The following is a 25,659-nucleotide window of genomic DNA, read 5'->3' as shown; positions in this document are numbered from 1 at the left end:
CCGCGCGTCGAAAGGGTTCTCTCAGACGGGCGTCCTAGCCTCGAAGCGAACACAGGAGGTCGGATGCCGATCGTCGACATCGCCCTGATCGCCCTTCTGGCGGTCGCACTCGCCGTGGGTCTGTCCCGGGGCTTTCTCGCCACCGTCGGCTTCTTCGCGGGCCTCGCGCTCGGTGCCGTCGCCGCGTACTGGGCGCTGCCGTTCGTCGGTCAGTGGGTCACCGACCTCGCGTGGCGCGGACCCGCCATGATCGGCGCCGGGATCGCGCTCCTCGTGATCGGCTCGGGTCTCGGCAGTGCCGTGGGCGGCTTCTTCCGTCGTGGTGCCGACCGCATCAAGCTGCGCGTCCCCGAGCGCCTCCTCGGCGGGGTCGTCAACGTCGCGGCCGCCGCCCTCACGATCTCGTTCGTCGCCGGCTCACTCACCCCGGTGGGAGTCCCCGTCGTCTCCGCCGCACTCGGCTCCTCGGCCGTGGTGCGCACGATCGACGACCTCACGCCCGCTCCCGTGCGCGGTGCGCTCGCCGACCTGCGAGGAACGATCTTCGCCGACGGCATCCCTCGTCTGGGCGAGCTCATCCAGATCGGTCCGGTTCCCACGACCCCGAGCATCGCCCTCGACGACCCCGCTCTCACCCAGGCCGCGCAGTCGGTCGCCCGGATCTCGGGCACCGCGTATGCGTGCGGCATCACTTCGAGCGGCTCGGGCTTCGTCGTGGCCGAGAACCGCGTCGTCACCAACGCGCACGTCGTCGCGGGGGTCGATACTCCGCTCGTGGAGCTCCCCGGGCGTCCGGCCCGCGAAGGCCGCGTCGTCTACTTCGACCCGATCGACGACATCGCCGTCATCTCGGTCGATCAATTGGATGCCGCGGCTCTGCCGATCGCGCAGACCCTCGCCGTGGGCGCGCCCGCCGTCGTCCAGGGCTACCCGGGTGGAGGGCCGTTCACCTCGGGGAGCGCGCAGATCCTCTCGGAGGGCACGGTTCCGGTCCCCGACATCTACGACGATTCGCGGGCTCCGCGCGACATCTACGCGCTGGCCGGCATCGTGCGCCCGGGCAACTCGGGCGGTCCGCTGCTGACCACCTCGGGTCAGGTCGCGGGTATCGTGTTCGCCCGCTCCGACACCGACGACGACGTCGGCTATGCGATGACCCCGACTGAGCTGGAACCGGTGATGGCGCAGATGGGCTCGTTGTCGGCGCCCGTGGCGTCCGGGAACTGCACGCGCGGCTGAGCCGCCTCCGCGCCTCGGGCGGTGGGGAGGCCAATGCGCCGCCCGCTTCGGCGAGCGCTCTCTGCCCCGCCGGCGACGAGGGCCGTCGGCCGTGGGGCGGGTGAAATTTCCCTCTGGCGCCCCGTGTCGCTGCGTCATCTGTCTATGCTCCTGCGCATGGGGGACATCTCGATATCCGTCGATGAGGTGCGGCGGGTGGCGGCGAAGATGGTCGATGTCGTGCCCGGTGAGCCCGATGTCTGGGGCTTCTCCGTCGCCGACCAGCCCGACCTGAACCTCGCCCTGGCGGAGTTCGTCGGGTGCATGAACGACTGCACCGCCGAACGTCGCCGCGGTGTCCAGGCGCTCGCGGCGGGGCTACGCGAGGTCGCGGACATGTTCGAGAGCCTGGACGCCAGCGCCCAGGCCGACGTTCGAGCGCTGGGCGCCGTCGAGGGGTGGGTCATCGAGTGACTGCCGAACTCGGTGATACGCGAGACCCATCCGCCCTCATCCCCGGCGATGTCGCCGCTCTGTATCGGGCGATCTCCGCGTGGCGGGTGCGTGAGCAGAACGCCGACGAGGTCGGGGCAGCGCTCCGGACGATGCAGGCGGTCGCGGACTGGACCGGCGAAGCGGCCGACGCCTACGGGACGCGTGTCGGGGCTGTGGCGTCCGGCTGGTCCGCCATGGCGGCCGCCTTCCGGCGCGGTGGATCGGCACTCGAAGACGTCGCCGCCGCGATCGACGCTGCACGGGCAAGGGCCGGAGACGCCGTCGACCTGTGGGACCGAGCCGACGCGCTCGACGCTGCGGCTTTCCAAGAGCCACCCGCCACGCCCACCGGTTGGCTCGGGCCGGACCGACGAGCGTTCCTGGGCTCCGGACCGCGAGCAGAGGCCAGGGTGGTCCTCGCGGATGCGCGTGCGGCACTCCGCGATGCCGCGCAAAGGGCGGCTGCCGTGCTTCGCGCCGCCATCGCCGTGCCCGGCCTGGGCGCCGACGAGTGGGCGGCTCTCCTGACGGGTTGTGCGAATCCCGGCCAGGTGCTCGACGCTCTCGCCGGCGCGGACGCCGGGAGTCTGGCCGCTCTTCTGCGGGCCCGCCCGAACCTCGCCGGGATTCTCGCCCGGGCAGAGCCGGCGGCCGTCGCACCGTGGTGGGCGCACCTGGACGCGGCGCAGAAAAACGCGCTCATCCACGCCGCCCCGGCGATCATCGGCAGCCTCGGGGGAGTCGCCTACGCCGCTCGCGACGAGGCGAACCGCATCTGGCTCGAGGACCAGCTCGCAGACGCGCGCGCAGCGCTGGCCGAGGCGGAGAAGCCACCGACATACGGCGAGATCGTCGGGGGACAGGCCGCCGCCGAGGCGTATGCCGAGCGGCTCGATCGTGCGCGTTCTCGGGTGGAGGGTCTTGAGAACATCCAGTCGTCGCTGACGCCACCTGCCGGCGGCGCCCCTCGGCACCTCATCACTCTCACGGGGGACTCGCCCCCTCTCGCCGCGATATCCATCGGCGATCTCGACACCGCGGACAACATCACGTACGCGGTGCCCGGCATGGGAACCACGACCGAGGGGATGGGGAACTGGACGCGCGCCTCCCAAAACCTCGCCGATCTCCAGGACCAGATGGATCCGGGGAGAGCACACGCAGTGGTGGCGTGGGTGGGATATCAGACGCCTCCCGTGCCCATCATCGAGGGCGGTTTCGACGTCATGGGCACCGCTTTCGCAGAGAGAGGCGCGGACAACCTCGCCCGTGACCTCTCTGCCCTCGAGGTTCTGCATCCGGGGGCGCAAGTGAACGTGGTAGCCCACTCCTACGGGACGACCACTTCATCTATCGCGCTGACCCGTGACGACGTGCATGTGGACTCGTACGTCACTCTGGGTTCAGCCGGGCTCCCGCCAGAGATCGACTCGGCGACCGACCTGCACGCGGAGGCTGTCTTCTCGGGGCAGGCGCAAGATGTGTGGGCCGTCGACCCCGCGGGCGGCGACCAGTGGGCGTGGACGGGACGTCTATCCCCACTGCACCCTGTGGACCCGGTGAGCCCTGGTTTCGGCTCTCATGATTTCAGTGTTGCGGGAGGCGCAGGCCTCGAACCGGTAACGGATCACGGCGTGCTCACATCGAGCGGGAACGGTTACCTTGATACGCGCACCGAGTCGCTGAGAAACGTGGTGCTCGCGACGACGGGACAAGGCGACGGGGTTTCGCCATACGTTGCGCCCGGCCCAACGCCCCTCCAGAAAGCACTCATCGAAGGATTGACACATGGCAGAGGGTTATAGCTCGCGCGCGCAGCGAGTATCGCTAGCGCTCCTGCTGTCGAGTGTGCTGCTCGTTGTCTCGGCATGCGGCACGTCAAAGGAGGCGGAGATGAGTCCAGACGAAGCGCGAAACGCACTCGTCAGCACGATAGAGGCCAGTGCGGCCCAGCTCGATGTCGCGGGGTGGTCTCGGAGCCACGCGCCAGAGGTTGGAGACTGCGGGGCGCGGGCCGGGATGCGAGCGAACTACTCGTTCACATACGGTGCTCCGGCCCCTGAGGGCCATCACGAAGCAGATGCACGGGCGGTGGCCGACTACTGGCGGTCTTTAGGTATGGACGTGCGTCTCGTGGAAAGTCCCGCATACGTGGTTTACGGAAGCGGCGGACCCGTCGAGGGGCTTACCTTCTCCACAGGACCTGGCAACTACTTCATAGCCGGCGAATCGCTTTGCGCATCCGGCGATGCCGATGAGCTCCGCAAGCAGGACAACGGCTGAACATCGCACGTCCCGCGCCCGAGCTCCGCTAGGCTGACCCCACAAGTCCACACCGGCCCCATGATCGATGCGGGAGAGCTCCGGCGAACGCAGCCGGACACCGAAGGAGCAAGCCTCCCCGCCAATCTCTCAGGTACGCGTACCGCGTCGATCGGGCCACTCTGGAAAGAGACCCGGATGCACCGTCCCGGGTCCGCCGACGGTGAAAGCCCGCGCTCGATTCGACCGCACGGGTGAAACTCTCAGGTCCATGACAGAGGGGGAGTTCTCCAGGCGTCGTCCGACGTCTGTCCGTCATCGCGAACGGCAGAACTCATGACCGAAACCCCCGCTCCACCGCGCACGTCGCCGCTGAACGATCGACACGAGGCCCTCGGCGCCTCGTTCACCGACTTCGGCGGCTGGAACATGCCCGTGCGCTACACCTCCGACCTCGCCGAGCACCACGCGGTGCGCACGGCCGCGGGGCTGTTCGACATCTCGCACATGGCGGAGTTCCGCGTCGAGGGTGAGGCCGCGCCCGCGTTCCTCGACTACGTGCTCGCCGGGCGACTGTCGACCATGAAGATCGGTAAGGCGAAGTACTCGCTGGTGCTCGCCGAGAGCGGCGGCATCGTCGACGACGTCATCGTCTACCGCACGGGGGAGCAGAGCTTCCTCGTCATCTCCAATGCCGGTAATCGGGATGCCGTGGCCTCGGCCTTCGATCTGGCGCGGCGCACGTTCCCCGAGGCGCCGCTCGTCGACGACGTCACCGACGACTACGCCCTCATCGCTCTTCAGGGGCCCGAGGCGCGCGGCATCCTGAGCTCCACCCCGGGGGTGCAGATCACCGGCACCGCTCTCGACGAGCTCGGCTACTACGCCTGGACCGAGGGGACGTTCGAGGGCGCACCGCTGTTCGTCGCCCGCACCGGCTACACCGGCGAAGACGGATACGAACTCATGATCCCCACCGCGCAGGCCGCCGCGCTGTGGGACGCCGCGCTCGCCGCGGGCGCTGCTCACGGTCTCGTGCCGTGTGGCCTCGCTGCGCGTGACACTCTCCGCCTCGAGGCGGGCATGCCGCTGTACGGTCACGAGCTCTCGCGCGACATCGTCCCCGCCCAGGCGGGCCTCGGTCGCGTCGTCGCCGCCGACAAAGAGGCGTTCGTCGGGAAAGACGGGCTGTCCTCGGGCCCCGCCGACGCCCCCGTGCTCGTCGGTCTCGTCTCTGCGGGGCGTCGCGCGGGTCGCGCCGGCTACGCCGTGCTGCACGGGGACGAGACCGTCGGCGAAATCACCAGCGGGGCCCTTAGCCCCACCCTCGGCCACCCCGTCGCGATGGCTTTCGTCGCCCCCGCGGCATCCGAACCCGGAACCGAACTGACTATCGACGTGCGCGGGACCCGCATCCCCGCGACCGTCACCGCCCTTCCCTTCTATCGGAGAAACGCATGACCGACCTCACCGCCCTCAGCTACACGTCCGAGCACGAGTGGATCGCCCTCGACGGCGACATCGCGACGGTCGGCATCACCGACTTCGCCGCCGACAAGCTCGGCGACGTCGTCTTCGTCGAGCTCCCCGGCGCCGACTCCGCGGTCACCGCAGGCGACGTCTGCGGCGAGATCGAGTCGACCAAGTCGGTCGGCGAGCTCTACGCGCCCCTGAGCGGCACCGTCGTCGAGGTGAACGACGCGGTCGTCGACGACCCCTCCCTGGTCAACGCCGAGCCCTTCGACGGAGGCTGGCTCATCAAGATCCGCGTCGACGGCGAGCTCCCCGCCGACCTGCTCGACCGTGCCGCCTACGAGGAGCTCACCGCGTGAGCACTCTTCTTCCTCCGCGCACCGACGCGGGAACGCCCGCGGTGTTCGTCGACCGCCACATCGGCGTCGACGCGGCGGCCCAGGCCCGCATGCTCGAGACCGTCGGCTACGACAGCGTCGAGGCGCTCGTCGAGACCGCCGTGCCGGCATCCATCCACGTCCAGCCCCGTGCGACCAGCTCGATCCCGCCCGCGGCGACCGAGGCCGAGGCGCTCGCAGAGCTCCGCGAGCTCGCCACCGCGAACCGCTCGGCGCGGCCGCTGATCGGCCTCGGCTACTACGACACGTTCACCCCGTCGGTGATCGCGCGGAACGTGCTCGAGAACCCGTCCTGGTACACGGCCTACACGCCGTACCAGCCCGAGATCTCGCAGGGCCGGCTCGAGGCGCTCATCAACTTCCAGACGATGGTCACCGATCTGACGGGCCTCGCCACCGCGAACGCCTCGATGCTCGACGAGTCCACCGCGGTCGTCGAGGGAATGCTCGTGGCCCGTCGCGCCTCGAAGGCGAAGACCGATGTCTTCCTCGTCGACGTCGACGCCCTGCCGCAGACCAAGGCCCTGCTGCACCACCGTGCCGCGGCCGTCGGCATCCGCATCGAAGAGACCGCGTTCGCGGGCGAGCTGCCCGAGGCGTTCGGCGCCTTCGTGCAGTACCCGGGCGCGACAGGACGCGTCTGGGACTTCTCGACCGTCGCCGAGACGGTGCACGCGAAGGGCGGTCTCGTCGTCGCCGCGGCCGACCTGCTCGCGCTCACCCTGCTGCGCTCACCGGGCGCTCTCGGCGCCGATGTCGCGGTCGGCACGACCCAGCGCTTCGGTGTGCCGCTCGGCTTCGGCGGCCCCCACGCCGGTTACATGGCCGTGCGGGCGGGCCTCGAGCGTCAGCTGCCGGGCCGTCTCGTCGGAGTGTCCCAGGATGCCGTCGGCGCCCCCGCCTACCGCCTCTCGCTGCAGACGCGCGAGCAGCACATCCGCCGCGAGAAGGCGACCTCGAACATCTGCACCGCCCAGGTGCTCCTCGCCGTCATGGCCGCGATGTACGCCGTTTACCACGGACCCGACGGCCTCCGAGCGATCGCGACGCGGGTCGCGCAGAAGGCCGATGCCCTGGCATCCGCTCTCCGCTCGTACGACCTGACCCTCGGGAGCGACGCGTTCTTCGACACCGTTCGCGTGCTCGTTCCCGGGCGCGCGCAGGACGTGGTCGACCGCGCCCGCGAGGGGGGATATCAGCTGCTCTGGGTCGACGATGCGACGGTGGGCGTCTCGGTGGATGAGACGACGACGGATGCCGACATCTCGGCCGTGCTGAACGCTTTCGGTCTGGCCGGCGGCGAGCTGCCCGTGGGCGAAGCGCTGCGCGGCGTCGACGGCGCCCTTCACCGTGACGACGAGTACCTCACCCACCCCGTCTTCCACACGCACCACAGCGAGACGGCGATGATGCGCTACCTCAAGTCGCTCGCCGATCGCGACTACGCGCTCGACCGCGGCATGATCCCGCTGGGCTCGTGCACGATGAAGCTCAACGCGGCCACCGAGATGGCGGCGGTGTCGTGGCCGGAGTTCTCGCGCGTGCACCCGTTCGCGCCCGAGGCCGACGTGCACGGCTACCTCGAGATGATCGACCAGCTCGAGCGCTGGCTCGCCGAGGTGACCGGCTACGATGCGGTGTCGCTGCAGCCGAATGCCGGTTCGCAGGGTGAGCTCGCGGGCTTGCTCGCGATCCGCGGCTACCACCTCGCGAACGGCGACACCGAGCGCACGGTGTGCCTCATCCCGTCGTCGGCCCACGGCACGAACGCCGCCTCCGCGATCCTCGCGGGCATGAAGGTCGTCGTCGTCGCCTGCGACGAGGCGGGTAACGTCGACCTCGTCGACCTGCGCGCGAAGATCGCCCAGCACGCGGAGACGCTCTCGGCCCTGATGATCACCTACCCTTCGACGCACGGGGTGTACGAGCACGATGTGCTCGAGATCACGCAGGCTGTGCACGACGCCGGCGGACAGGTGTACGTCGACGGTGCCAACCTCAACGCCCTGCTCGGCTTCGCTCGGTTCGGCGACTTGGGCGGCGACGTGTCGCACCTGAACCTCCACAAGACGTTCGCGATCCCGCACGGCGGCGGCGGACCCGGTGTCGGTCCGGTGGCGGCGAAAGCGCATCTCGCGCCGTACCTGCCCTCGCACCCGTTCTCGCAGCGCGCCGACCACGCCGGGGGGACGTTCGACGGCGGTCCGGTCTCGGCTGCCCCGCACGGCTCGGCCGGAATCCTGCCCATCTCATGGGCGTACGTGCGCATGATGGGCGCCGAGGGGCTCCGCCAGGCCACGGCCGCGGCGGTGCTTTCGGCCAACTACATCGCCACGCGCCTGCGCGAGCACTACCCGGTGCTGTACGCGGGCGAGGGCGGTCTGGTCGCGCACGAGTGCATCCTCGACCTGCGTCCGCTCAGGGAGCAGACGGGTGTCACGGTCGACGACGTGGCCAAGCGCCTCATCGACTACGGCTTCCACGCGCCCACGATGTCGTTCCCGGTCGCCGGCACCCTGATGGTCGAGCCCACCGAGAGCGAGGACCTCGCCGAGCTGGATCGCTTCGTGGATGCCATGATCGCCATCAAGCACGAGGCCCTCGCCGTCGCGGCTGGCGAGTGGCCCGCCGACGACAACCCCCTCGTGAACGCTCCGCACACGGCGGAGACCGTGGTCGTGGGGGAGTGGGACCACCCGTACTCTCGCGAGACCGCCGTGTACCCCGTCCGCTCGCTGATCCGCGGCAAGTACTGGCCTCCCGTGCGCCGCATCGACCAGGCCTACGGCGACCGCAACCTGGTCTGCTCGTGCCCGCCGCCGGAGGCGTTCGCCTGACCCGCGCGCGGCGTCGACTCCCGGCATCCGGGGTTCGGCGCCGCGCTCGTCTCGCTCCTTTCGCGGACCCGTTGATCTCGCGAGACTGCATCCCGCCGACAAGTGCGTTGCAGCGTGACGAAGGTTTGTCAGCGGGATGCAGCCTCGCGGCCCGCGAAACATCGCCCCGGCGGACAGAGCCGGACCGGTGCCCGCAGGAGACCGGGAGATCCTCAGGAGGCGTTTAGTAAAGTGCCCCTGTGCACCACGGGCTGAACGACGTTCCTCGACCGACTCGACGCCGTGGCGGGCCGGGACGCGTGATCGCGCTCCTCGTCGCCGCAGGGCTCGCGCTGGCCGGTTGCTCGGCTGCCGACCCCGCGCCCGAGCCGGCGAAGGAGCAGCGCACGAGTCTGACGGTCGGTGTCGTCGGTTCCCTCACGAGCTTCAACGCGGCCAGCGCTACGGGCGACACGGCCGCCAACCGGGCGGTGTCAGCTCTCCTCGACGAGAAGCTCGGATCGCTGGACGGAAACCTGCAGGTCGTGCCGAACAACGGCCTCGGCCGCATCACGCGCGTCGAAGGCGACCCGCTCACCGTGAGCTACGAGCTGTTCTCAGACCGCGTGTGGTCGGACGGCACTCCGGTGACGCTCGACGATCTCCTGTTCGGGTGGGCCGTCACCTCGCATTTCTTCGACGACGCCACCTACGACGCGAACGGCCAGCTGGTCTCGGGCACGCGCTACTTCGACACCGCGCTGCCCGCGGATCCCAACGCTCGTACGACGCGGCCCCGTCTCGACCGGGCGAACGACACGCTCACGCTCACCTACGACCAGCCGTTCGCCGACTGGAATCGCCAATGGCTGCTCGACCGTCCCGTGCACGTCGTCGCGCAGCGCGCGGGCGTCAGCGTCAAGGACCTGCTCACCGCGATCCTCACCGTGCCCGAGGGCGACCCGCAGGCGCCGGTCGCGCCGAACCCCGTGCTGGCCGCCGCCGCTCAGGCATGGAACACCGGTTTCGACGTCGCACCGGGGACCACCCCCGATCCCGCGGGCGTCGTCTCCTCGGGCCCGTGGACCGTCTCGGAGATCACGGCCGACACCCTCCAGCTCGCTCGACGCGACAGCTACCAGGGCGCGCATTTTCCGGGCCTCGAAGGCCTCACCGTCCGGTTCTTCCCGGATCGAGCCGCGCAGTTGTCGGCTCTCGAAGCGGGGACGGTGGATGTGGCCAACGTCGGCGACCTCGACGTCGCGGAGCAGAAGACGCTGACCGATGCGGGCTTCACCGTCCAGGTAGGGCCGACGTCAGAGACGCTGCAGCTGCGGTTCGCCACGACGACGGCATCCGATCTTCGTCAGGCGACGACTCTGTCGCTCGACCGTTCATCCCTCGTCCAAGACGTGCTCGGGGCCGTCCGTCCCAACGCGCAGCCGCTGCAGTCCTTCCTCTCCTCGCCGGCGACCGGCCAGCTCTACAACGATCTCGTGTCGGGGAACGGCGCTCCTGGGACCGGAGCCGACGTGAACGCCGCCCGCTCCGCCCTGAACGACCGGGCGGCCGTGCTTCGAGTGGCCTACGACACCACCGATCCCACGTCTTCGCTGGTGTTCCCGCGGATCGTGTCGATGGCCGCCAAGGCGGGCATCGCCGTTCGAGCCGCCACGGCGACGGAGATTCCGGATGCCACCCTCTCGTGGGTCGGCGAGGACGAGAGCCTCTATCGTTCGGCCCGCGACCGCATCGCGGAGGGCATCGACGGGGGAGACACCCAGGAGCTCTTCGACGACCTCACCACGCACACCGATCCCGTCGACGTGCTGTCGGAGGCGAAGCTCATCGACCGGTCGCTGTTCGCCGCGTACGCGGGAGTGCCGCTCTTGGAGCGCACGGGCGCCGTGGTCAGCGCAGCGGGCGTCGGGGGAGTGACCTACACCTCCGAGCCCAACGGGCTGCCGCCGGCGTTCTGGACCTGGTCGCCGCCTCAGTCCTGACTCTCAGGAGCTCGGAGACGGCGCGGGGGTGGGAGCGAAGATCCCTGGCCACCACGCTGCCGCGAGGGGGTATCCGACGAAGGCGACGATGTCGATGATCGTGTGTGCGACCACCAGGGGCATCACGCGACCCCATCGCTTGTAGCACCAGCCGAAGACCAGCCCCATCACGACGTTGCCGAGTGCAGAGGGCCATCCCTGGTAGAGGTGGTAGCTACCCCGCAGGAGGGCCGTCGAGACGATGATCCCCGTCCACGACCAGCCGAGACGACGCAGGCGGTCGAAGAGGAACCCGAGGAAGATGACCTCCTCGGTGAGGCCGGCTCGCAGTGCCGCGAGGACGAGCAGCGCGATGACCCACCACGACGAGTCCAGGGGAGCGGGGATGACCGCGATGCTCTGCCCGAGTGCCCGGCCGATCGCGTACACGCCGATCCCGGGGGCGCCGATGAGAACCACCAGCAGCAGCCCGCGCGCGGCGTCGCCGCCGAAGCGTCGGAAATCGAGGCCGATGCGGCGCAGGGCGTTGCTCGTCGGTTCCCAGAGCAGATAGACGGCCAGGGCCACGAGGGCCAGCGAGAAGAAGATGTCGAGGAACTGGTAGATGGCGTCCCACAGCGGCTCGGCGCTGCGTGAGGGGTTCAGCTGCGTCTGCTGCTGCGAGATGGGCGCACGCGTCGCCGCACGCACGAAGGAGACGACCGAGTAGATCGCGGACTGACCGACGCTGACGAGCAGCACGATGGCGATCTCCCACCCGAGCCGGCGTCGCCGGTAGGTCTCCGTGCGCGCGATGGCGGGAGGATACGTCCAGTCTGCGCCGCCGCGTGACCGGGCCGGCTTGTCAGATTGCTCCATGGAGAGCCTCTCGAGTAAATGCTGTGTAACGTTTTTCAGAGGAGTTTGGGGCACCTGGGTAAACGTGCCTAGTGTGTTCTCATCCTGCCCGACGGATCTTTCCCGCGCCTTGTGCTGCGCGAAAGCCCTGCATGGGCGACGATCATCCCTTCCCTGGAGGAACTGTGAAGCGCAACAAGATTGCCCTCTCCGGCCTCGCCCTGCTGGGAGCTGTCGGGCTTATGCTCGCCGGCTGCTCGGGCGGCGGAGACAACGGCGGCGGCTCGTCATCGGGCGGCGACGCCACGGCGATCATTCGGACGAACGGCTCCGAGCCGCAGAACCCGCTGATCCCCACCAACACCAACGAGGTCGGTGGAGGAAAGATCCTCGACTCGATCTTCGCGGGTCTGGTCTACTACGACGGAACCGGCGCCCCGGTCAACGACATGGCCGAGTCCATCGTCACCAACGACCCCCAGAACCTCACGGTCACCCTGAAGAAGGGCCAGAAGTTCACGGACGGCACCGAGGTCAAGGCCGACAACTTCATCAAGGCGTGGAACTACGGCGCCCAGCTCTCGAACAACCAGGTCAGCAGCTCGTTCTTCGAGGACATCGTGGGCTTCAGCTACGACGCTGACTCCGAGCTCACCGGTCTCCAGAAGGTCGACGACTACACCTTCACGATCGCTCTGTCGAAGCCGGCCGCCGACTTCGCGCTGCGCCTGGGCTACTCGGCGTTCTTCCCGCTGCCCGACGTCGCGTTCAACGACATGGCCGCCTTCGGTGAGAACCCCATCGGCAACGGCCCCTACAAGCTCAAGGGCGAGGGTGCCTGGCAGCACAACGTGCAGATCGACCTCGTCAAGAACGACGACTACCAGGGCGGTCGCACGGTTGAGAACGGTGGTCTGTCGATCATCTTCTACGCCACCCAGGATGCCGCGTACGCCGACCTGCTCGGCGGCAACGTCGACGTGATCGACGGGGTTCCCTCGTCGTCGCTGGCCACGTTCCAGTCCGACCTGGGGGACCGCGCGGTCAACCAGCCGGCAGCGATCTTCCAGTCGTTCACGATCCCCGAGCGTCTCGCGCACTTCAGCGGCGAAGAGGGCAAGCTCCGTCGTCAGGCCATCTCGATGGCCATCAACCGCGACGAGATCACCAAGACGATCTTCCAGGGCTCGCGCACCCCGGCCAGCGACTTCACCTCGCCGGTCATCGCGGGCTGGTCGGACTCGCTCTCGGGCGCCGACGTGCTGAAGTTCAACGCGGACAAGGCGAAGCAGCTGTGGGCCCAGGCCGACGCCATCTCGCCCTGGAGCGGCTCGCTCCAGATCGCCTACAACGCCGACGGTGGACACCAGTCCTGGGTCGACGCGGTGACGAACTCGCTGAAGAACACGCTCGGCATCGACTCCTCGGGCGCGCCCTACCCGACGTTCAAGGAACTGCGCTCGGCGGTCACCAACCGCAGCATCGAGACCACGTTCCGTTCGGGCTGGCAGGCCGACTACCCCGGTGCGTACAACTTCCTCGCGCCGCTGTACGCCACGGGCGCCTCGTCGAACGACGGTGACTACTCGAACCCGGAGTTCGACGCGCAGATCACGGCCGGCATCGCCGAGACCGACCTCGAGGCGCAGAACGCCGACTTCGCCAAGGCTCAGGAGATCCTGCTGAAGGACCTCCCGGCCATCCCGCTCTGGTACTCGAACGTCACCGGCGGCTACGCCGAGGGCGTCAACAACGTCCAGTTCGGGTGGAACTCGGTTCCGCTGTACTACGAGATTACGAAGTAACCCTTCCGATCTCACCCGCGAGGCGGTGACGGATTCGTCACCGCCTCGCGGTCTGCCAGCCAGGCCTCATCACGACGTGTGATAAAACGGCACGGGTCCTTTCGCGGTCCATGCCCCCCCTGAAAACGTCGGATGAGGCGTTTCCCACGTTCGAAAAGAGAGCGGATGCTCGGCTACATCCTCAGACGTCTGCTGCAGGTCCTCCCCGTGTTCTTCGGGGCCACCCTGCTGATCTACTTCATGGTCTTCGCCATGCCGGGGGACCCGATCCTCGGTCTCTTCGGCGACAAGACCCCTGCGCCCCAGGTCGTCGAAGCCCTGCGCGCGCAGTACCACCTCGACCAGCCCTTCATCGTCCAGTACTTCCTGTACATCGGCGGGATCTTCCGGGGCGACCTCGGCACCACCTTCTCGGGTCAGTCCGTCAACGAGGTGCTCGCACGCACGCTCCCCGTGACCGGTCGCCTCGCGGTGATGGCCCTGGCCATCGAGCTCGTCCTCGCTGTGGTGGTCGGCACCATCTCGGCCATCCGCAAGGGCAAGCTGTTCGACAACGTCGCGCTCATCGTGGCCCTGTTGTTCGTCGCCCTGCCGATCTTCGTGGCATGCTTCCTCGCTCAGTACTTCCTGGCCATCCAGCTCGGCTGGTTCAAACCCACCGTGGGTGCCCAGAACAACTGGGGCGACCTGTGGTTGCCCGCCATCGTGCTCGGCTTCAGCCTCTTCGCCACGAGCATGCGCCTGATGCGCGGCTCGGTCATCGACACGCTGAACCAGGACTGGGTGCGTACCGCCTACAGCAAGGGCTTGTCGCGTCGCCGCGTCATCCCCGTGCACGTGCTGCGCAACTCTCTCATCCCGGTCATCACGAACTCCGCGACGAACTTCGGGGTGCTCCTCGTCGGCGCCACCGTCACCGAGGGCATCTTCAACATCCCCGGTGTCGGCAACACGCTGTACCAGGCCACCATCCGCGGCGAGGGACCCACGGTCGTTTCGTTCGTGACCGTCTTCGTCATCATCTACGTGCTGGTCAACCTCGTCGTCGACCTCCTGTACGGCCTCCTGGACCCGAGGATCCGCTATGTCAAGTAGTCAGTTCCCGGCGCCGCACTATGTCGCGCCGATCAAGACCGAGACCATCTCGGTCGACGCCGTTCGCGTCGCCGCCCGTAAGAGCAACCTCTGGCTCGACGCGTGGCGCGACCTCCGTCGCCGCCCCACGTTCTGGATCGCGCTGGCCGTCATGGCCGTCGTCATCCTGATGGCCGTGTGGCCGACGCTGTTCACCCAGGTGCCGCCCAACAACGACTGCCAGCTGTCCAACAGCAACGCCGGTCCCGCCTCGGGCCACATCCTGGGCTTCACGTTCCAGGGGTGTGACACCTTCTCCCGCATCGTGTGGGGAGCGCGTACGTCGCTGTCGGTCGGTCTGCTCGCGACCGCGATCGGCACGATCATCGGCCTGATCATGGGTGCGCTGTCGGGCTTCTACGGCGGATGGCTCGACGCGGTCATCTCGCGCGTCGGCGACATCTTCTTCTCGATTCCCTACATCCTCGCGGCCATCGTCGTGATGAGCGTGTTCTCGCAGTACCGCAACGTCGTCACCCTGGCGTTCGCGATCGGCGGGTTCGCGTGGGCGTCGACGGCGCGCGTGGTGCGCGCCGAGGTACTGCGCGTGCGTCAGGCCGACTACGTCGCGGCCTCGCAGGCGCTCGGTCAGACGCGTTTCCGCACGCTGCTGACGCACGTCATCCCGAACGCGATCGCCCCTCTGCTCGTGGTCACCACGATCAGCCTCGCGGCGGCCATCGTCGCGGAGGCGACGCTGTCGTTCCTCGGTGTCGGCCTGGGCGGCGACACCATGTCGTGGGGTAACGACATCAGTCAGGCGCAGCAGTCCTTGCGTATCGCGCCGCTGGCCCTGATCTGGCCGTCTGTCGCCCTGACGGTCACGGTGCTGGCCTTCATCCTGCTGGGCGAGCTCATCCGAGACGCCATCGACCCGAGAGCGAGGGCCCGCCGATGAGCGACGCCACCATGACGCCGCTGCTGTCCGTGCGCGACCTGAAGGTCGCGTTCGAGGGAGAAGGCGGTACGCGCGAGGTCCTGCACGGAGTCAGCCTCGACGTGTATCCCGGTCAGACCGTCGCCATCGTGGGTGAGTCCGGTTCGGGCAAGTCGACGACCGCGTCTGCGGTCATCGGTCTGCTCCCCGGCACCGGACACGTCACCGCCGGCAGCATCACCCTCGACGGGCGCGAGCTGACCGACCTCAGCCAGACGCAGTTCGAGTCGGTACGCGGCAGGGACATCGGCTACGTCCCGCAGGACCCGATGTCGAACCTGAACCCCGTGTGGAGCATCGGCTTCCAGGTCAAGGAGGCGATCCGCGCGAACGGCATCGCCACCGGCCGCAAAGAGGTCGAGCAGCGCGCGATCGAGGTGCTGAAGCAGGCCGGTCTCGCCGACGCCGAGCGTCGACTGCACCAGTACCCGCACCAGTTCTCGGGCGGTATGCGCCAGCGCGCGCTCATCGGTATCGGCCTCGCGGCCGACCCGAAGCTGCTGATCGCCGACGAGCCGACCTCGGCTCTCGACGTCACCGTGCAGCGCGTCATCCTCGACCACATGGCATCCCTCACTCGCGAGCGGGGCACCTCGGTGCTGCTCATCACGCACGACCTGGGGCTCGCCGCGGAGCGCGCCGACACGATCGTCGTGATGAACCAGGGCGAGATCGTCGAGTCGGGTCCCAGCCGCGAGATCCTCGAGAACCCGCAGCACCCGTACACGCAGCGACTGGTGGCGGCCGCCCCCAGCATCGCTTCGCAGCGCATCCAGGCGAAGGTGGAGGACCGCGGCATCCTGCGCGAGTCCGACATCGACGCTCCCGCGACGGTCAAGGTCACCGACCTCGTCAAGGAGTACAAGATCCGCCAGGGCGGGTTCCGCAGCGAGCAGTTCCGCGCCGTCGACGGGGTCTCGTTCGAGATCCCGCGTGGCAAGACGCTCGCCCTCGTCGGCGAGTCGGGCTCCGGCAAGTCGACGATCGCGAAGATGGTGCTCAAACTCGAGGAACCCACCTCGGGCTCGATCGAGGTCGACGGCGTCAACACCGGCAAGCTGAACGCGAAGGACACCTTCAACCTCCGCCGCCGCATGCAGCCGGTCTTCCAGGATCCGTACGGCTCGCTCGACCCGCTCCGCAGCATCGGCAACCTGATCGCGGAGCCGCTCAACATCCACAAGGTGGGTGACGGTGCCTCGCGCCGCGCCCGTGTGGAAGAGCTGCTCGAGCAGGTCGCTTTGCCGCAGGAGCTGGCATCCCGCTATCCGAACGAGCTGTCCGGCGGACAGCGTCAGCGCGTCGCCATCGCGCGTGCGCTCGCGCTCAAGCCCGACATCCTCGTGCTCGACGAGGCCGTCTCGGCTCTCGACGTGCTCGTGCAGGCGCAGATCCTCCAGCTGCTGGCGGAGCTGCAGTCCGAGCTGGGGCTGACGTACCTGTTCATCACGCACGACCTCGCCGTCGTCCGCGTCGCCGCCGACCTGGTGTGCGTCATGGAGCGCGGCAAACTCGTGGAGCAGGGCACGGTCGACGAGATCTTCGCCCAGCCGTCGCAGGAGTACACGCAGCGCCTGCTCGACGCCATTCCCGGCGCCTCGCTCTCACTGGGCGGCGCGTGACACGCGACGAGCGCTTTCGGGGCGCGGAGCACCCACGGGTGTTCCGCGCCCCGTCGTCGATCGTGGGCCTGATCGTCGGCGCGGTGCTCGCGGTCGTGCTCTTGGGGGATGCCGCGCTCCGCGCCGGCGTCGGCGAGATGCTCCTGCTGGCGCCGTGGGTGCTGTTGGCGCTGTGGGCCGTCTACGCCCTGCTCTTCGCCCCTCACGTGCGCATCGATGCCGATGGCATCCGCATCCACAATCCGCTGCGCGTCGTCGACGTCGCCTGGGCGCGTGTCGCCGATATCGACATGCGCTGGCAGCTCGAGATCCGTACCGACGAGCCGCGCGTCGTGAAGGCGTTCGGCGGCCCCGTCGCGGGGCGTCCCGGCCGACCGCCGCTGCGTCGCGACGACTCACGGGGTCGTCGCGAGCCTCCCGCGATCCGTGATCTGCAGCTCATTCAGGAGGCGTGGGAGACCGCGCGCCGCACTGCCTCGAAGAGCGGTGTCGTGCGCCGCTCGTGGGACATTCCCTCGGTCATTTCCCTGCTGGTTCTGATCTGCTGGGTTATCATCGCTTTGTTCATCTCAGGCGGTCTCGGCTGAGCGCGATGCTGCGCTCGATGGAGACCGTGGTGACAAAGCGCCATGTAAGAGCTTTGTTACGGTCGTGAAAAGTGTGTTCCCCCGGCACGCGTTTCATGGGAAGCCGACGTAGGGTCGCTGAAGATCCTTAGCCAGGCAAACGAATAGGCGGGGATCTCGAAGGCGAGAGGACCACCCATGATGCTGACCCCCGATGTGTTCCGGACGGGCTCGCGCACCTCATGACGCTGTACGTTCTACGACGGTTCGTGAACTACGCCGTTCTGAGCCTGCTGGCGACGTGCCTGGCGTACGTGCTCGGTAGCGCTCTGCTGCGACCCCAGGACCGCTTCTACGGTATGAACCCGCGTCCCCCTCAGGAGTCGATCGTCGCGAGCCTGGATGCTCTCGGCGCCAACCCCGACGTGCCGATCCTCGTGCGGTTGTGGAACTGGCTCGTGAACCTGTTCACGAAGTTCTCGCTCGGCAACACGATCGGCGGCCAGGATGTCATGACCGAGATCGCGACGCGCGCCGGAACCAGCCTTCGTCTTCTGCTGATCGGATCGCTGATCGGTGCCGTCGTTGGTGTCCTCATCGGGGTGTGGGGAGCGGTGCGCCAGTACCGTGCCACCGATCAGGTGACGACCTATGCCTCGTACCTCGTCTTCGCGACGCCGACCTTCGTCATCGGCGTTCTCCTGATGATCGGTGCGACCAACCTCAACAACGCCGCGGGCACTCAGCTCATCCGCTTCACGGGGGAGTACACCGCGGGGGTCGAGGGGTTCTGGCCGATGGTCGCCGACCGCGCGGTGCACCTGTTGCTGCCGACCCTCGCGCTGGTGCTCATCAGCGCCGCGTCGTACTCGCGGTACCAGCGCAGCATGATGCTCGACGTGCTTGGGGCCGACTACATCCGCACGGCCCGCGCGAAGGGATTGCCGCGCACCCAGGCGCTCTTCCGCCACGGGGTGCGCATCGCGCTCATCCCGATGTCCACCTTCTTCGCCTACAGCTTCGGCACCCTGATCGCCGGTTCCACCATGCTCGAGATCGTCTTCTCGTGGCGAGGCATGGGGCAGTTCCAGCTCAACGCCGTCACCCAGCAGGACATCAACGCCGTGGCGGGTTCGACCCTGTTCGTCGCCGTGCTGGTGCTGCTGTCGTCGACTCTGTCCGAGGTGCTCTACGCCGCACTCGACCCGAGAGTGAGGAGCTGACATGACCATGCAGGAAGAGGCCCTCGACGGATCGCTCGTCGCCACCAGCCCTGTCACCCGCGACCGCAAGCCGCTCTCGCGCGGAGCGCTCGTCCGCTCGCGCCTGCGCAAGATGCCGCGCTTCTGGGTGGGGGCGAGCATCCTCGTCTTCATCGTGCTCTGGGCCTTCGTCGGCCCGCTGCTGTACCCCTACGACGCGACCCAGCGCGATTTCCTCAACGTCGGTCTCGGGCCCACCCAACTGCACTGGTTCGGCACCAACGGCATCGGTCAGGACATCTACGCCCAAACCCTCGTGGGTCTGCAGAAGTCGCTCATCATCGGCGCCCTCGCCGGTATCGGCGCCACGCTGATCGCGGCGGCCGTGGGTTCGCTCGCCGGCTACCTCGGCGGCAAGATCGACGCGGTCATCGGGTGGCTCATCCACCTTCTGCTCGTCATCCCGTCGTTCTTCATCCTCGTGCTGCTGAGCCCGCTGACACGCGGCCTGTCGTGGCTGGCGCTGACGTTCTTCCTCGCGGTGTTCAGCTGGATGATCCTCGCCCAGGTCGTGCGCAACCAGACGCGGTCGCTGCGCAACCGCGATTTCGTCCGCGCGGCGCGCTACATGGGCATGCCGACCCGGCAGATCCTGGGCCGCCACATCATTCCCAACATCGCGTCGCTGCTCATCATCGACGCAACCCTCGGCATCGTCTCGGCCATCATGGCCGAGACCTCGCTCAGCTACTTCGGCTTCGGCGTCCAGGCGCCCGACGTCTCGCTCGGCACACTGCTCGCGTCGGGCACGTCGGCCGCGGTGACCCGCCCGTGGCTGTTCGTGTACCCCGCCGGCGTGCTGATCGTGCTGCTCCTGGCCATCAGCCTCATCGGCGACGCCCTGCGCGACGCCATCGACCCCACCTCGGGAGCGAACCGTGACTGACACCCGATCCGCCACCATGCTGTCCTCGACCGGCCGCTCGCCGCTGCTGTCGGTCCGCGACCTCAGCGTCACTTTCCCGCAGCGTGACGGCGCTCCGGTCCGTGCGGTCCGCGGCATCTCGTACGACGTGCACGAGGGCGAGTTCCTCGGAATCGTGGGGGAGTCCGGCTCCGGGAAGAGCGTGTCGTCGCTCGCCGTGATGGGGCTGCTGCCCTCGAACGCGCAGGTCGAGGGCGACATCCTCTACGATGGGCGCTCCCTGCTCGGGATGAACGACGGGCAGCTGTCGAAGATCCGCGGCGCCGAGCTGGCGATGGTCTTCCAGGACCCCCTGTCGGCACTGACCCCGGTCTACACGGTCGGCGACCAGATCTCCGAGGGACTCCGTCTGCACGATCGCGCTCTGAGCGCCCAGGCGGCGCAGGCCCGCAGCGTCGAGCTGCTCAAGCTCGTCGGCATCCCGGATGCCGAGCGTCGGGCCCGCGCGTACCCCCACGAGTTCTCGGGCGGTATGCGTCAACGCGCGATGATCGCCATGGCGATCGCGAACGACCCGCGCGTGATCATCGCCGACGAGCCGACGACGGCTCTCGACGTCACCATTCAGGCGCAGATCCTCGAGGTGCTGCAGAAGGCCCGGGAGGTGACGGGCGCCGCCGTGGTGCTCATCACGCACGACCTGGGCGTCGTCGCCGGTCACGCCGACCGTGTCGCGGTCATGTACGCCGGCAAGCTCGTCGAGCGAGGGACGGTCGACGAGATCTTCCACGATCCGCACATGCCGTACACGGTGGGCCTGCTGCGCTCGGTGCCGAACATGCAGACCGCGGGTTCGCACAGACTGGTCCCGCTCGAGGGGCGCCCGCCGTCCCTCGCCGCCCTCCCGAAGGGGTGCCCGTTCGCCGCGCGCTGCCCGATCGCGATCGACGCGTGCCACGACATCGAGCCCGTCCTGGAGGTCCACGGGACGGTGCCCGACCATGTCGCGGCGTGCATCCGCTCCGGTGAGATCGCCTCCGGCGCCCTTGCGCGGCCCGATATCTTCCCGCGACCCGAGGCGCTGGGTGAGATCCCGCCGCTGCGCCCCGACGTGACCCCCGCCGTCGAGGTCACCGACCTCGTAAAGCATTTCCCGCTCATGAAGGGCTCGGTCTTCCCTCGTCGCGTCGGCACGGTCCGCGCCGTCGACGGCATCTCGTTCTCGATCCAACCGGGTCGCACGATGGGCCTGGTGGGGGAGTCCGGCTGCGGCAAGACCACGACGATCCTCGAGATCATGGAGATGGTCGCCCCGCAGAGCGGCAGCATCCGCATCAACGGCACCGACGTGGCCACGGTGAGCCGCAAGGACAAGGCCGTGCTGCGCAAGGGCATCCAGATCGTGTTCCAGGACCCGATGGGCGCGATCGACCCGCGCCTGCCGGTGGGCGAGGTGATCACCGAGCCCCTGCTGGTCCAGGGCGTGCCGCGTGCGGAGCGCGACCGCAAGATGCGCGAGCTGCTCGATCTCGTCGGGCTGGACCCGAACATGTCGGACCGGTACCCGCACGAGTTCTCGGGCGGGCAGCGTCAGCGCATCGGCATCGCGCGGGCTCTGGCGACCGACCCCGCGGTCGTCGTCCTCGACGAGCCGGTCTCGGCGCTCGACGTGTCGATCCAGGCCGGTGTGATCAACCTGCTCGAAGACCTGAAGGAGCGACTCGGGCTCTCGTTCCTGTTCGTCGCGCACGACCTCGCGGTGGTGCGTCAGATCGCGGACGACGTCTCGGTCATGTACCTCGGACGCATCGTCGAACAGGGCCCCGTCGACGAGGTGTTCGACGACCCACGGCATCCGTACACCAAGGCCCTCATCTCGGCGGCTCCCATCCCGGATCCGCGCATCGAGCGTGCGCGTACGCGCATCCTGCTCGACGGCGACCTTCCGAGTCCCACGCAGGAGATCTCGGGATGCCGTTTCCGCACGCGGTGCCCGCTCTACCGCCTGCTGCCCGACGCCGACCGGCGCCGGTGCGACAACGACGACCCGGGCTTGCGCACCCAGGCGCACTCCCAGGTGGCGTGCCACTACGCCGAACGGTCCGACCTCGTCCTCGAGACGGTGTCGGCCGGCTCCCCCCGAACGTCCCCGACCGACGGCACCATGTCGCCGGGGGCCCTCCCCGATCACCAACGAGAGGATTGATCACATGAGAATGCGTAAAGCGAAGGCCCTCAGCGCTCTCGCGCTGCTGAGCGCCGCCGCCCTGGCGATCGCCGGGTGCGCGCCGGGCAACACCGCCGCTCCGTCGGCGAACCCCGAGGATCAGAACTCGCTGCCGTCGACCGCGTGGGTGCGCGCCGACGCCTCCGACGTCAAGGACGGCGGCACGCTGACTCTCGCGGTCGACTCCATGCCCGTGAACTGGAACAACTTCCAGATCGATGGCAACGAGGCCAACACGAACAACATCGTCGCCGCGATGCAGGGTGGGCCCATCCGCATCGGCGAGGACGGCAAGCCGATCGTCGATCAGAACTACGCCTCCTCCGTCGAGCTGACCAGTTCGGACCCCCAGAAGGTCGAGATCAAGCTCAACCCGGATGCCAAGTGGGAAGACGGCACGCCCATCACGGTGGCCGACTACCAGGCGACCTGGAAGGCCAACAACGGCAGCAACCCCGCGTACGTGGTCATCTCGACCACCGGGTGGGACCAGATCTCGTCCGTCGAGCAGGGCACCGACCAGTTCGACGTCGTCATCACCTTCTCGTCGGTGTTCGCCGACTGGCAGAGCCTGTTCGGCCAGGTGCTGCCCGCGAGCGTCGCCAACGACCCGAACACCTTCAACACCGGGTACCTCACCAAGGCGCTCCCGTCCTCGGGCCCCTTCAAGCTCGCGAGCTTCGACTCGACGGCCGGTGTCGCGACGCTCGAGCCGAACCCCAACTGGTGGGGCGCCAAGCCCAAGCTCGACTCGGTCGTCTTCCGCGCCGTGAGCCAGGCCCAGCAGGGCACCTCGTTCAGCAACGGTGAGATCGACGCGCTGAACATCAGCTCCAACGCCGATCTCTACCAGACGGCCCAGAACGTCCCGGGTGCCGAGATCCAGGCGTCCAACGGTCTGACCTGGACGCACATCACCATGCGCGCCTCGAGCGGACCGCTCGCCGACGTCAACGTCCGCAAGGCCGTGGCATCCATCGTCAACCGCGGTCAGATCGCGAACAACGCGAACTCGCCGGTCGGCGTTCCCGCCATCACGCAGGGCAGCTACATCTTCATGCCCGGCCAGGACGGGTACACCGACGACTCCCTGCCCTACGACGTCGATGCGGGCACCAAGTACCTCGAGGCCGCCGGCTACACGAAGGACGGCGACTCCTGGACCAAGGACGGCACCGCGCTCTCGTTCAAGGTGACGGTCCCGGCCGACACGACGACGAACATCCAGCGCGCCGAGCAGATCCAGGCGGACCTCGCCGAGGTCGGCATCCCGGTCGAGCTCGTCTCGGTTCCCGTCGGCAGCTACTTCTCGGACTACATCATCAAGGGTGACTTCGAGATGGTGACGTTCTCGTGGCAGGGCACCGCGTACCCGATCTCGTCGAGCCGTTCGCTGTTCACGCCCGTCGACTCGGCGCAGAACTACACCGGCATCGCCGACCCGCGCCTGGACGCCCTGTGGGCCAAGGCCAACTCGGAGCTCGACCCCGACGCGCGCCTGCAGACCGCACAGGAGATCGACAAGGTGCTCTGGGAGTCCGTGCCGATCATCCCGATCGCGCCGCTGCCGAACGTCTACGCCGTCAAGCAGGGTCTCGTGAACTGGGGCGCCACCCAGTTCGAGACCATCGACTGGACGATCGTGGGCTTCGCCAACTCCTGATCCGGTGACGAAGAGGGGCGGGATCCTGCGGGATCCCGCCCCTTTTTCCTGGCGCGTCGCTTCCTGAACGTCTTCTGCCCGGGAGTGTCGCAGGCGCCCGGTAGACTAGGCAGGCCCGATTCCGGGCATCACCCCGAATTTTCCTGGAGACCCTCCATGGCGCACGCCCTTCGTCCTGACCTCCGTAACGTCGCGATCGTCGCGCACGTCGACCACGGCAAGACGACTCTCGTCGACGCCATGCTCCGCCAGACCGGCTCGTTCGGCGACCACGCGCACGTCGAAGAGCGTGCGATGGACTCGAATGATCTCGAGCGCGAAAAGGGCATCACGATCCTCGCCAAGAACACGGCGATCACGTACAACGGCATCCACTCCGACGTGCCGGTGACGATCAACGTCATCGACACCCCCGGTCACGCCGACTTCGGCGGAGAGGTCGAGCGCGGTCTGTCCATGGTCGACGGCGTGGTGCTGCTCGTCGACGCGTCCGAGGGCCCGCTGCCCCAGACGCGCTTCGTGCTGCGCAAGGCTCTCGAGGCGAAGCTGCCCGTCATCCTGCTGGTCAACAAGACCGACCGCCCCGATGCGCGCATCGCCGAGGTCGAGGAGGAGGCGCATGACCTGCTGCTGGGCCTCGCGTCGGACCTCGTCGACGACGTGCCCGATCTCGACGTCGACGCCCTGCTCGACGTCCCCGTCGTCTACGCCTCGGGCCGCGCGGGTGCCGCATCGCTCAACCGCCCCGACAACGGTTCGCTGCCCGACAACGACGACCTCGAGCCGCTGTTCGCGGCGATCCTCGAGCACGTTCCGGCTCCGTCCTACGACGACGAGGCGCCCCTACAGGCCTGGGTCACGAACCTCGACTCCTCGCCCTTCCTCGGCCGCCTCGCGCTGCTGCGCGTCTTCAACGGCACGCTCAAGAAGGGCCAGACCGTGGCCTGGGTGCGCGCCGACGGCACCACCAGCAACGCCCGTGTCACCGAGCTGCTCAAGACCCGTGCCCTCGAGCGCTACCCCGCCGAAGATGCCGGCCCCGGAGACATCGTCGCCATCGCCGGTTTCCCCGACATCACCATCGGCGAGACGATCGCCGACCCCGAAGACGTGCGTCCGCTCAAGGCGATCACCGTCGACGACCCGGCCATCTCGATGACCATCGGCACCAACACCTCGCCCCTCATGGGCAAGGTCAAGGGACACAAGCTCACCGCGCGCATGGTCAAGGATCGCCTCGACCGCGAGCTCATCGGTAACGTCTCGCTCAAGGTCGTCGACATCGGACGCCCCGACGCGTGGGAGGTCCAGGGGCGCGGCGAGCTCGCGCTGGCCATCCTCGTCGAGAACATGCGTCGCGAGGGCTTCGAGCTCACCGTGGGCAAGCCCCAGGTGGTCACCAAGCGCGGCGAAGACGGCAAGCTCAAGGAGCCCTTCGAGCACCTGACGATCGACGCCCCCGAAGAGCACCTCGGCGCGATCACCCAGCTGATGGCGGCCCGCAAGGGACGCATGGACAACATGACGAACCACGGCACCGGCTGGGTGCGCATGGAGTTCGTCGTGCCCTCGCGCGGTCTCATCGGCTTCCGCAGCGAGTTCCTCACCATCACGCGCGGTACCGGAATCGCCAACGCGATCTCGCACGGCTACGACGACTGGGCCGGCTCGATCACGACCCGTCAGAACGGCTCGATCGTCGCCGACCGCATGGGTGTCGTGACTCCGTTCGCGATGATCGCCCTGCAGGAGCGCATGAGCTTCTTCGTGCAGCCCACGGAAGAGGTCTACGAGGGCATGGTGATCGGCGAGAACTCCCGTGCGGACGACATGGACGTCAACATCACCAAGGAGAAGAAGCTGACGAACATGCGTTCGTCGACCTCCGACTCCTTCGAGTCGATGACGCCCCCGCGCCTGCTCACGCTGGAGGAGTCGCTTGAGTTCGCGCGCGACGACGAATGCGTCGAGGTCACGCCCGAGAAGGTGCGCATCCGCAAGGTCGTGCTCGACGCGACCGAGCGCGGCCGCGCGGCCTCGCGCATGAAGCGTCAGGATGCCAACGCCTGAGCGTTC

18 protein-coding genes and 2 riboswitches are annotated in these 25,659 nt (G+C 68.3%); of the genes, 17 read left to right on the top strand and 1 reads right to left on the bottom strand.

The window, feature by feature from the left end:
- Nucleotides 1-63 precede the first annotated feature (63 nt).
- The 7 genes from MTE01_RS10515 (at nt 64) to MTE01_RS10485 (ending at nt 10,665) form a co-directional block, all read left to right on the top strand.
- On the top strand, nt 64-1,239 hold the full coding sequence (locus MTE01_RS10515) for a MarP family serine protease (RefSeq protein WP_103210920.1): 1,176 nt from the start codon (nt 64-66) through the stop codon (nt 1,237-1,239).
- A gap of 156 nt (nt 1,240-1,395) precedes the next feature.
- Nucleotides 1,396-1,692 carry a hypothetical protein gene (locus tag MTE01_RS10510; RefSeq protein ID WP_141377367.1) on the top strand — a complete coding sequence of 99 codons (297 nt, stop codon included), beginning with the start codon at nt 1,396-1,398 and terminating at the stop codon, nt 1,690-1,692.
- Entirely contained in the window at nt 1,689-3,518 is a 1,830-nt protein-coding gene (locus MTE01_RS10505) for an alpha/beta fold hydrolase (protein ID WP_141377365.1), read from the top strand. Before MTE01_RS10510 ends, MTE01_RS10505 begins: the two co-directional genes overlap by 4 nt.
- Nucleotides 3,519-4,056: 538 nt before the next feature.
- Nucleotides 4,057-4,151, top strand: a riboswitch (glycine riboswitch).
- Nucleotides 4,152-4,263, top strand: a riboswitch (glycine riboswitch).
- Between the two features lie 48 nt (nt 4,264-4,311).
- Nucleotides 4,312-5,436, top strand: coding sequence for a glycine cleavage system aminomethyltransferase GcvT (gene gcvT / locus MTE01_RS10500; protein ID WP_116240024.1), 1,125 nt, complete (start codon nt 4,312-4,314; stop codon nt 5,434-5,436).
- Nucleotides 5,433-5,807, top strand: a complete 375-nt coding sequence (gene gcvH / locus MTE01_RS10495) for a glycine cleavage system protein GcvH (protein WP_116240023.1) — start codon at nt 5,433-5,435, stop codon at nt 5,805-5,807. Before gcvT ends, gcvH begins: the two co-directional genes overlap by 4 nt.
- Before the next feature lie 89 nt (nt 5,808-5,896).
- Nucleotides 5,897-8,683: an aminomethyl-transferring glycine dehydrogenase gene (gene gcvP, locus MTE01_RS10490; protein ID WP_246078237.1), complete on the top strand. Its 2,787-nt coding sequence runs from the start codon at nt 5,897-5,899 to the stop codon at nt 8,681-8,683.
- Between the two features lie 299 nt (nt 8,684-8,982).
- Nucleotides 8,983-10,665: an ABC transporter substrate-binding protein gene (locus tag MTE01_RS10485; RefSeq protein ID WP_170210680.1), complete on the top strand. Its 1,683-nt coding sequence runs from the start codon at nt 8,983-8,985 to the stop codon at nt 10,663-10,665.
- 3 nt (nt 10,666-10,668) lie between these two features.
- On the opposite strand, the gene MTE01_RS10480 is transcribed toward MTE01_RS10485, so the two are convergent.
- Nucleotides 10,669-11,523: a CPBP family intramembrane glutamic endopeptidase gene (locus tag MTE01_RS10480; protein WP_246078224.1), complete on the bottom strand. Its 855-nt coding sequence runs from the start codon at nt 11,521-11,523 to the stop codon at nt 10,669-10,671.
- A gap of 164 nt (nt 11,524-11,687) precedes the next feature.
- Here MTE01_RS10480 and MTE01_RS10475 point away from each other — a divergent pair, with 164 nt between their 5' ends.
- The 10 genes from MTE01_RS10475 to typA all read left to right on the top strand — a co-directional run bounded on the left by MTE01_RS10475 (nt 11,688) and on the right by typA (nt 25,653).
- Nucleotides 11,688-13,307, top strand: coding sequence for a peptide ABC transporter substrate-binding protein (locus MTE01_RS10475; protein WP_218026351.1), 1,620 nt, complete (start codon nt 11,688-11,690; stop codon nt 13,305-13,307).
- A 165-nt stretch (nt 13,308-13,472) separates the two neighbouring features.
- Nucleotides 13,473-14,402 (top strand): ABC transporter permease, encoded by a 930-nt coding sequence (locus MTE01_RS10470; protein ID WP_103210912.1) that lies wholly within the window; start codon nt 13,473-13,475, stop codon nt 14,400-14,402.
- Nucleotides 14,392-15,339 carry an ABC transporter permease gene (locus MTE01_RS10465; RefSeq protein ID WP_103210911.1) on the top strand — a complete coding sequence of 316 codons (948 nt, stop codon included), beginning with the start codon at nt 14,392-14,394 and terminating at the stop codon, nt 15,337-15,339. The genes MTE01_RS10470 and MTE01_RS10465 overlap by 11 nt, the downstream gene beginning before the upstream one ends.
- Nucleotides 15,336-17,000 (top strand): ABC transporter ATP-binding protein, encoded by a 1,665-nt coding sequence (locus MTE01_RS10460; RefSeq protein ID WP_103210910.1) that lies wholly within the window; start codon nt 15,336-15,338, stop codon nt 16,998-17,000. The genes MTE01_RS10465 and MTE01_RS10460 overlap by 4 nt, the downstream gene beginning before the upstream one ends.
- A gap of 38 nt (nt 17,001-17,038) precedes the next feature.
- A complete protein-coding gene (locus MTE01_RS10455) occupies nt 17,039-17,587 on the top strand; it encodes a PH domain-containing protein (RefSeq protein ID WP_246078222.1) in 549 nt (182 codons plus the stop codon).
- A gap of 221 nt (nt 17,588-17,808) precedes the next feature.
- Complete coding sequence (locus MTE01_RS10450; RefSeq protein WP_103210908.1) at nt 17,809-18,789, top strand: ABC transporter permease; 981 nt, start codon at nt 17,809-17,811, stop codon at nt 18,787-18,789.
- A 1-nt stretch (nt 18,790) separates the two neighbouring features.
- On the top strand, nt 18,791-19,714 hold the full coding sequence (locus MTE01_RS10445) for an ABC transporter permease (RefSeq protein WP_103210907.1): 924 nt from the start codon (nt 18,791-18,793) through the stop codon (nt 19,712-19,714).
- Nucleotides 19,715-19,730: 16 nt separating this feature from the next.
- Nucleotides 19,731-21,899, top strand: a complete 2,169-nt coding sequence (locus MTE01_RS10440) for an ABC transporter ATP-binding protein (protein ID WP_141377450.1) — start codon at nt 19,731-19,733, stop codon at nt 21,897-21,899.
- A 4-nt stretch (nt 21,900-21,903) separates the two neighbouring features.
- Complete coding sequence (locus MTE01_RS10435) at nt 21,904-23,583, top strand: ABC transporter family substrate-binding protein (RefSeq protein WP_218026350.1); 1,680 nt, start codon at nt 21,904-21,906, stop codon at nt 23,581-23,583.
- Nucleotides 23,584-23,739: 156 nt separating this feature from the next.
- The gene (typA, locus tag MTE01_RS10430; protein ID WP_103210904.1) at nt 23,740-25,653 is read left to right on the top strand and encodes a translational GTPase TypA; all 1,914 of its coding nucleotides are present in this window, start codon (nt 23,740-23,742) and stop codon (nt 25,651-25,653) included.
- Nucleotides 25,654-25,659: the final 6 nt, after the last annotated feature.

Source organism: Microbacterium testaceum (genome assembly GCF_006539145.1).
In the GTDB taxonomy this organism is placed as follows: domain Bacteria; phylum Actinomycetota; class Actinomycetes; order Actinomycetales; family Microbacteriaceae; genus Microbacterium; species Microbacterium testaceum.
The sequence above is the reverse complement of the archived record's forward strand: the minus strand, read 5'-3'. Positions and strand labels throughout refer to the sequence as shown.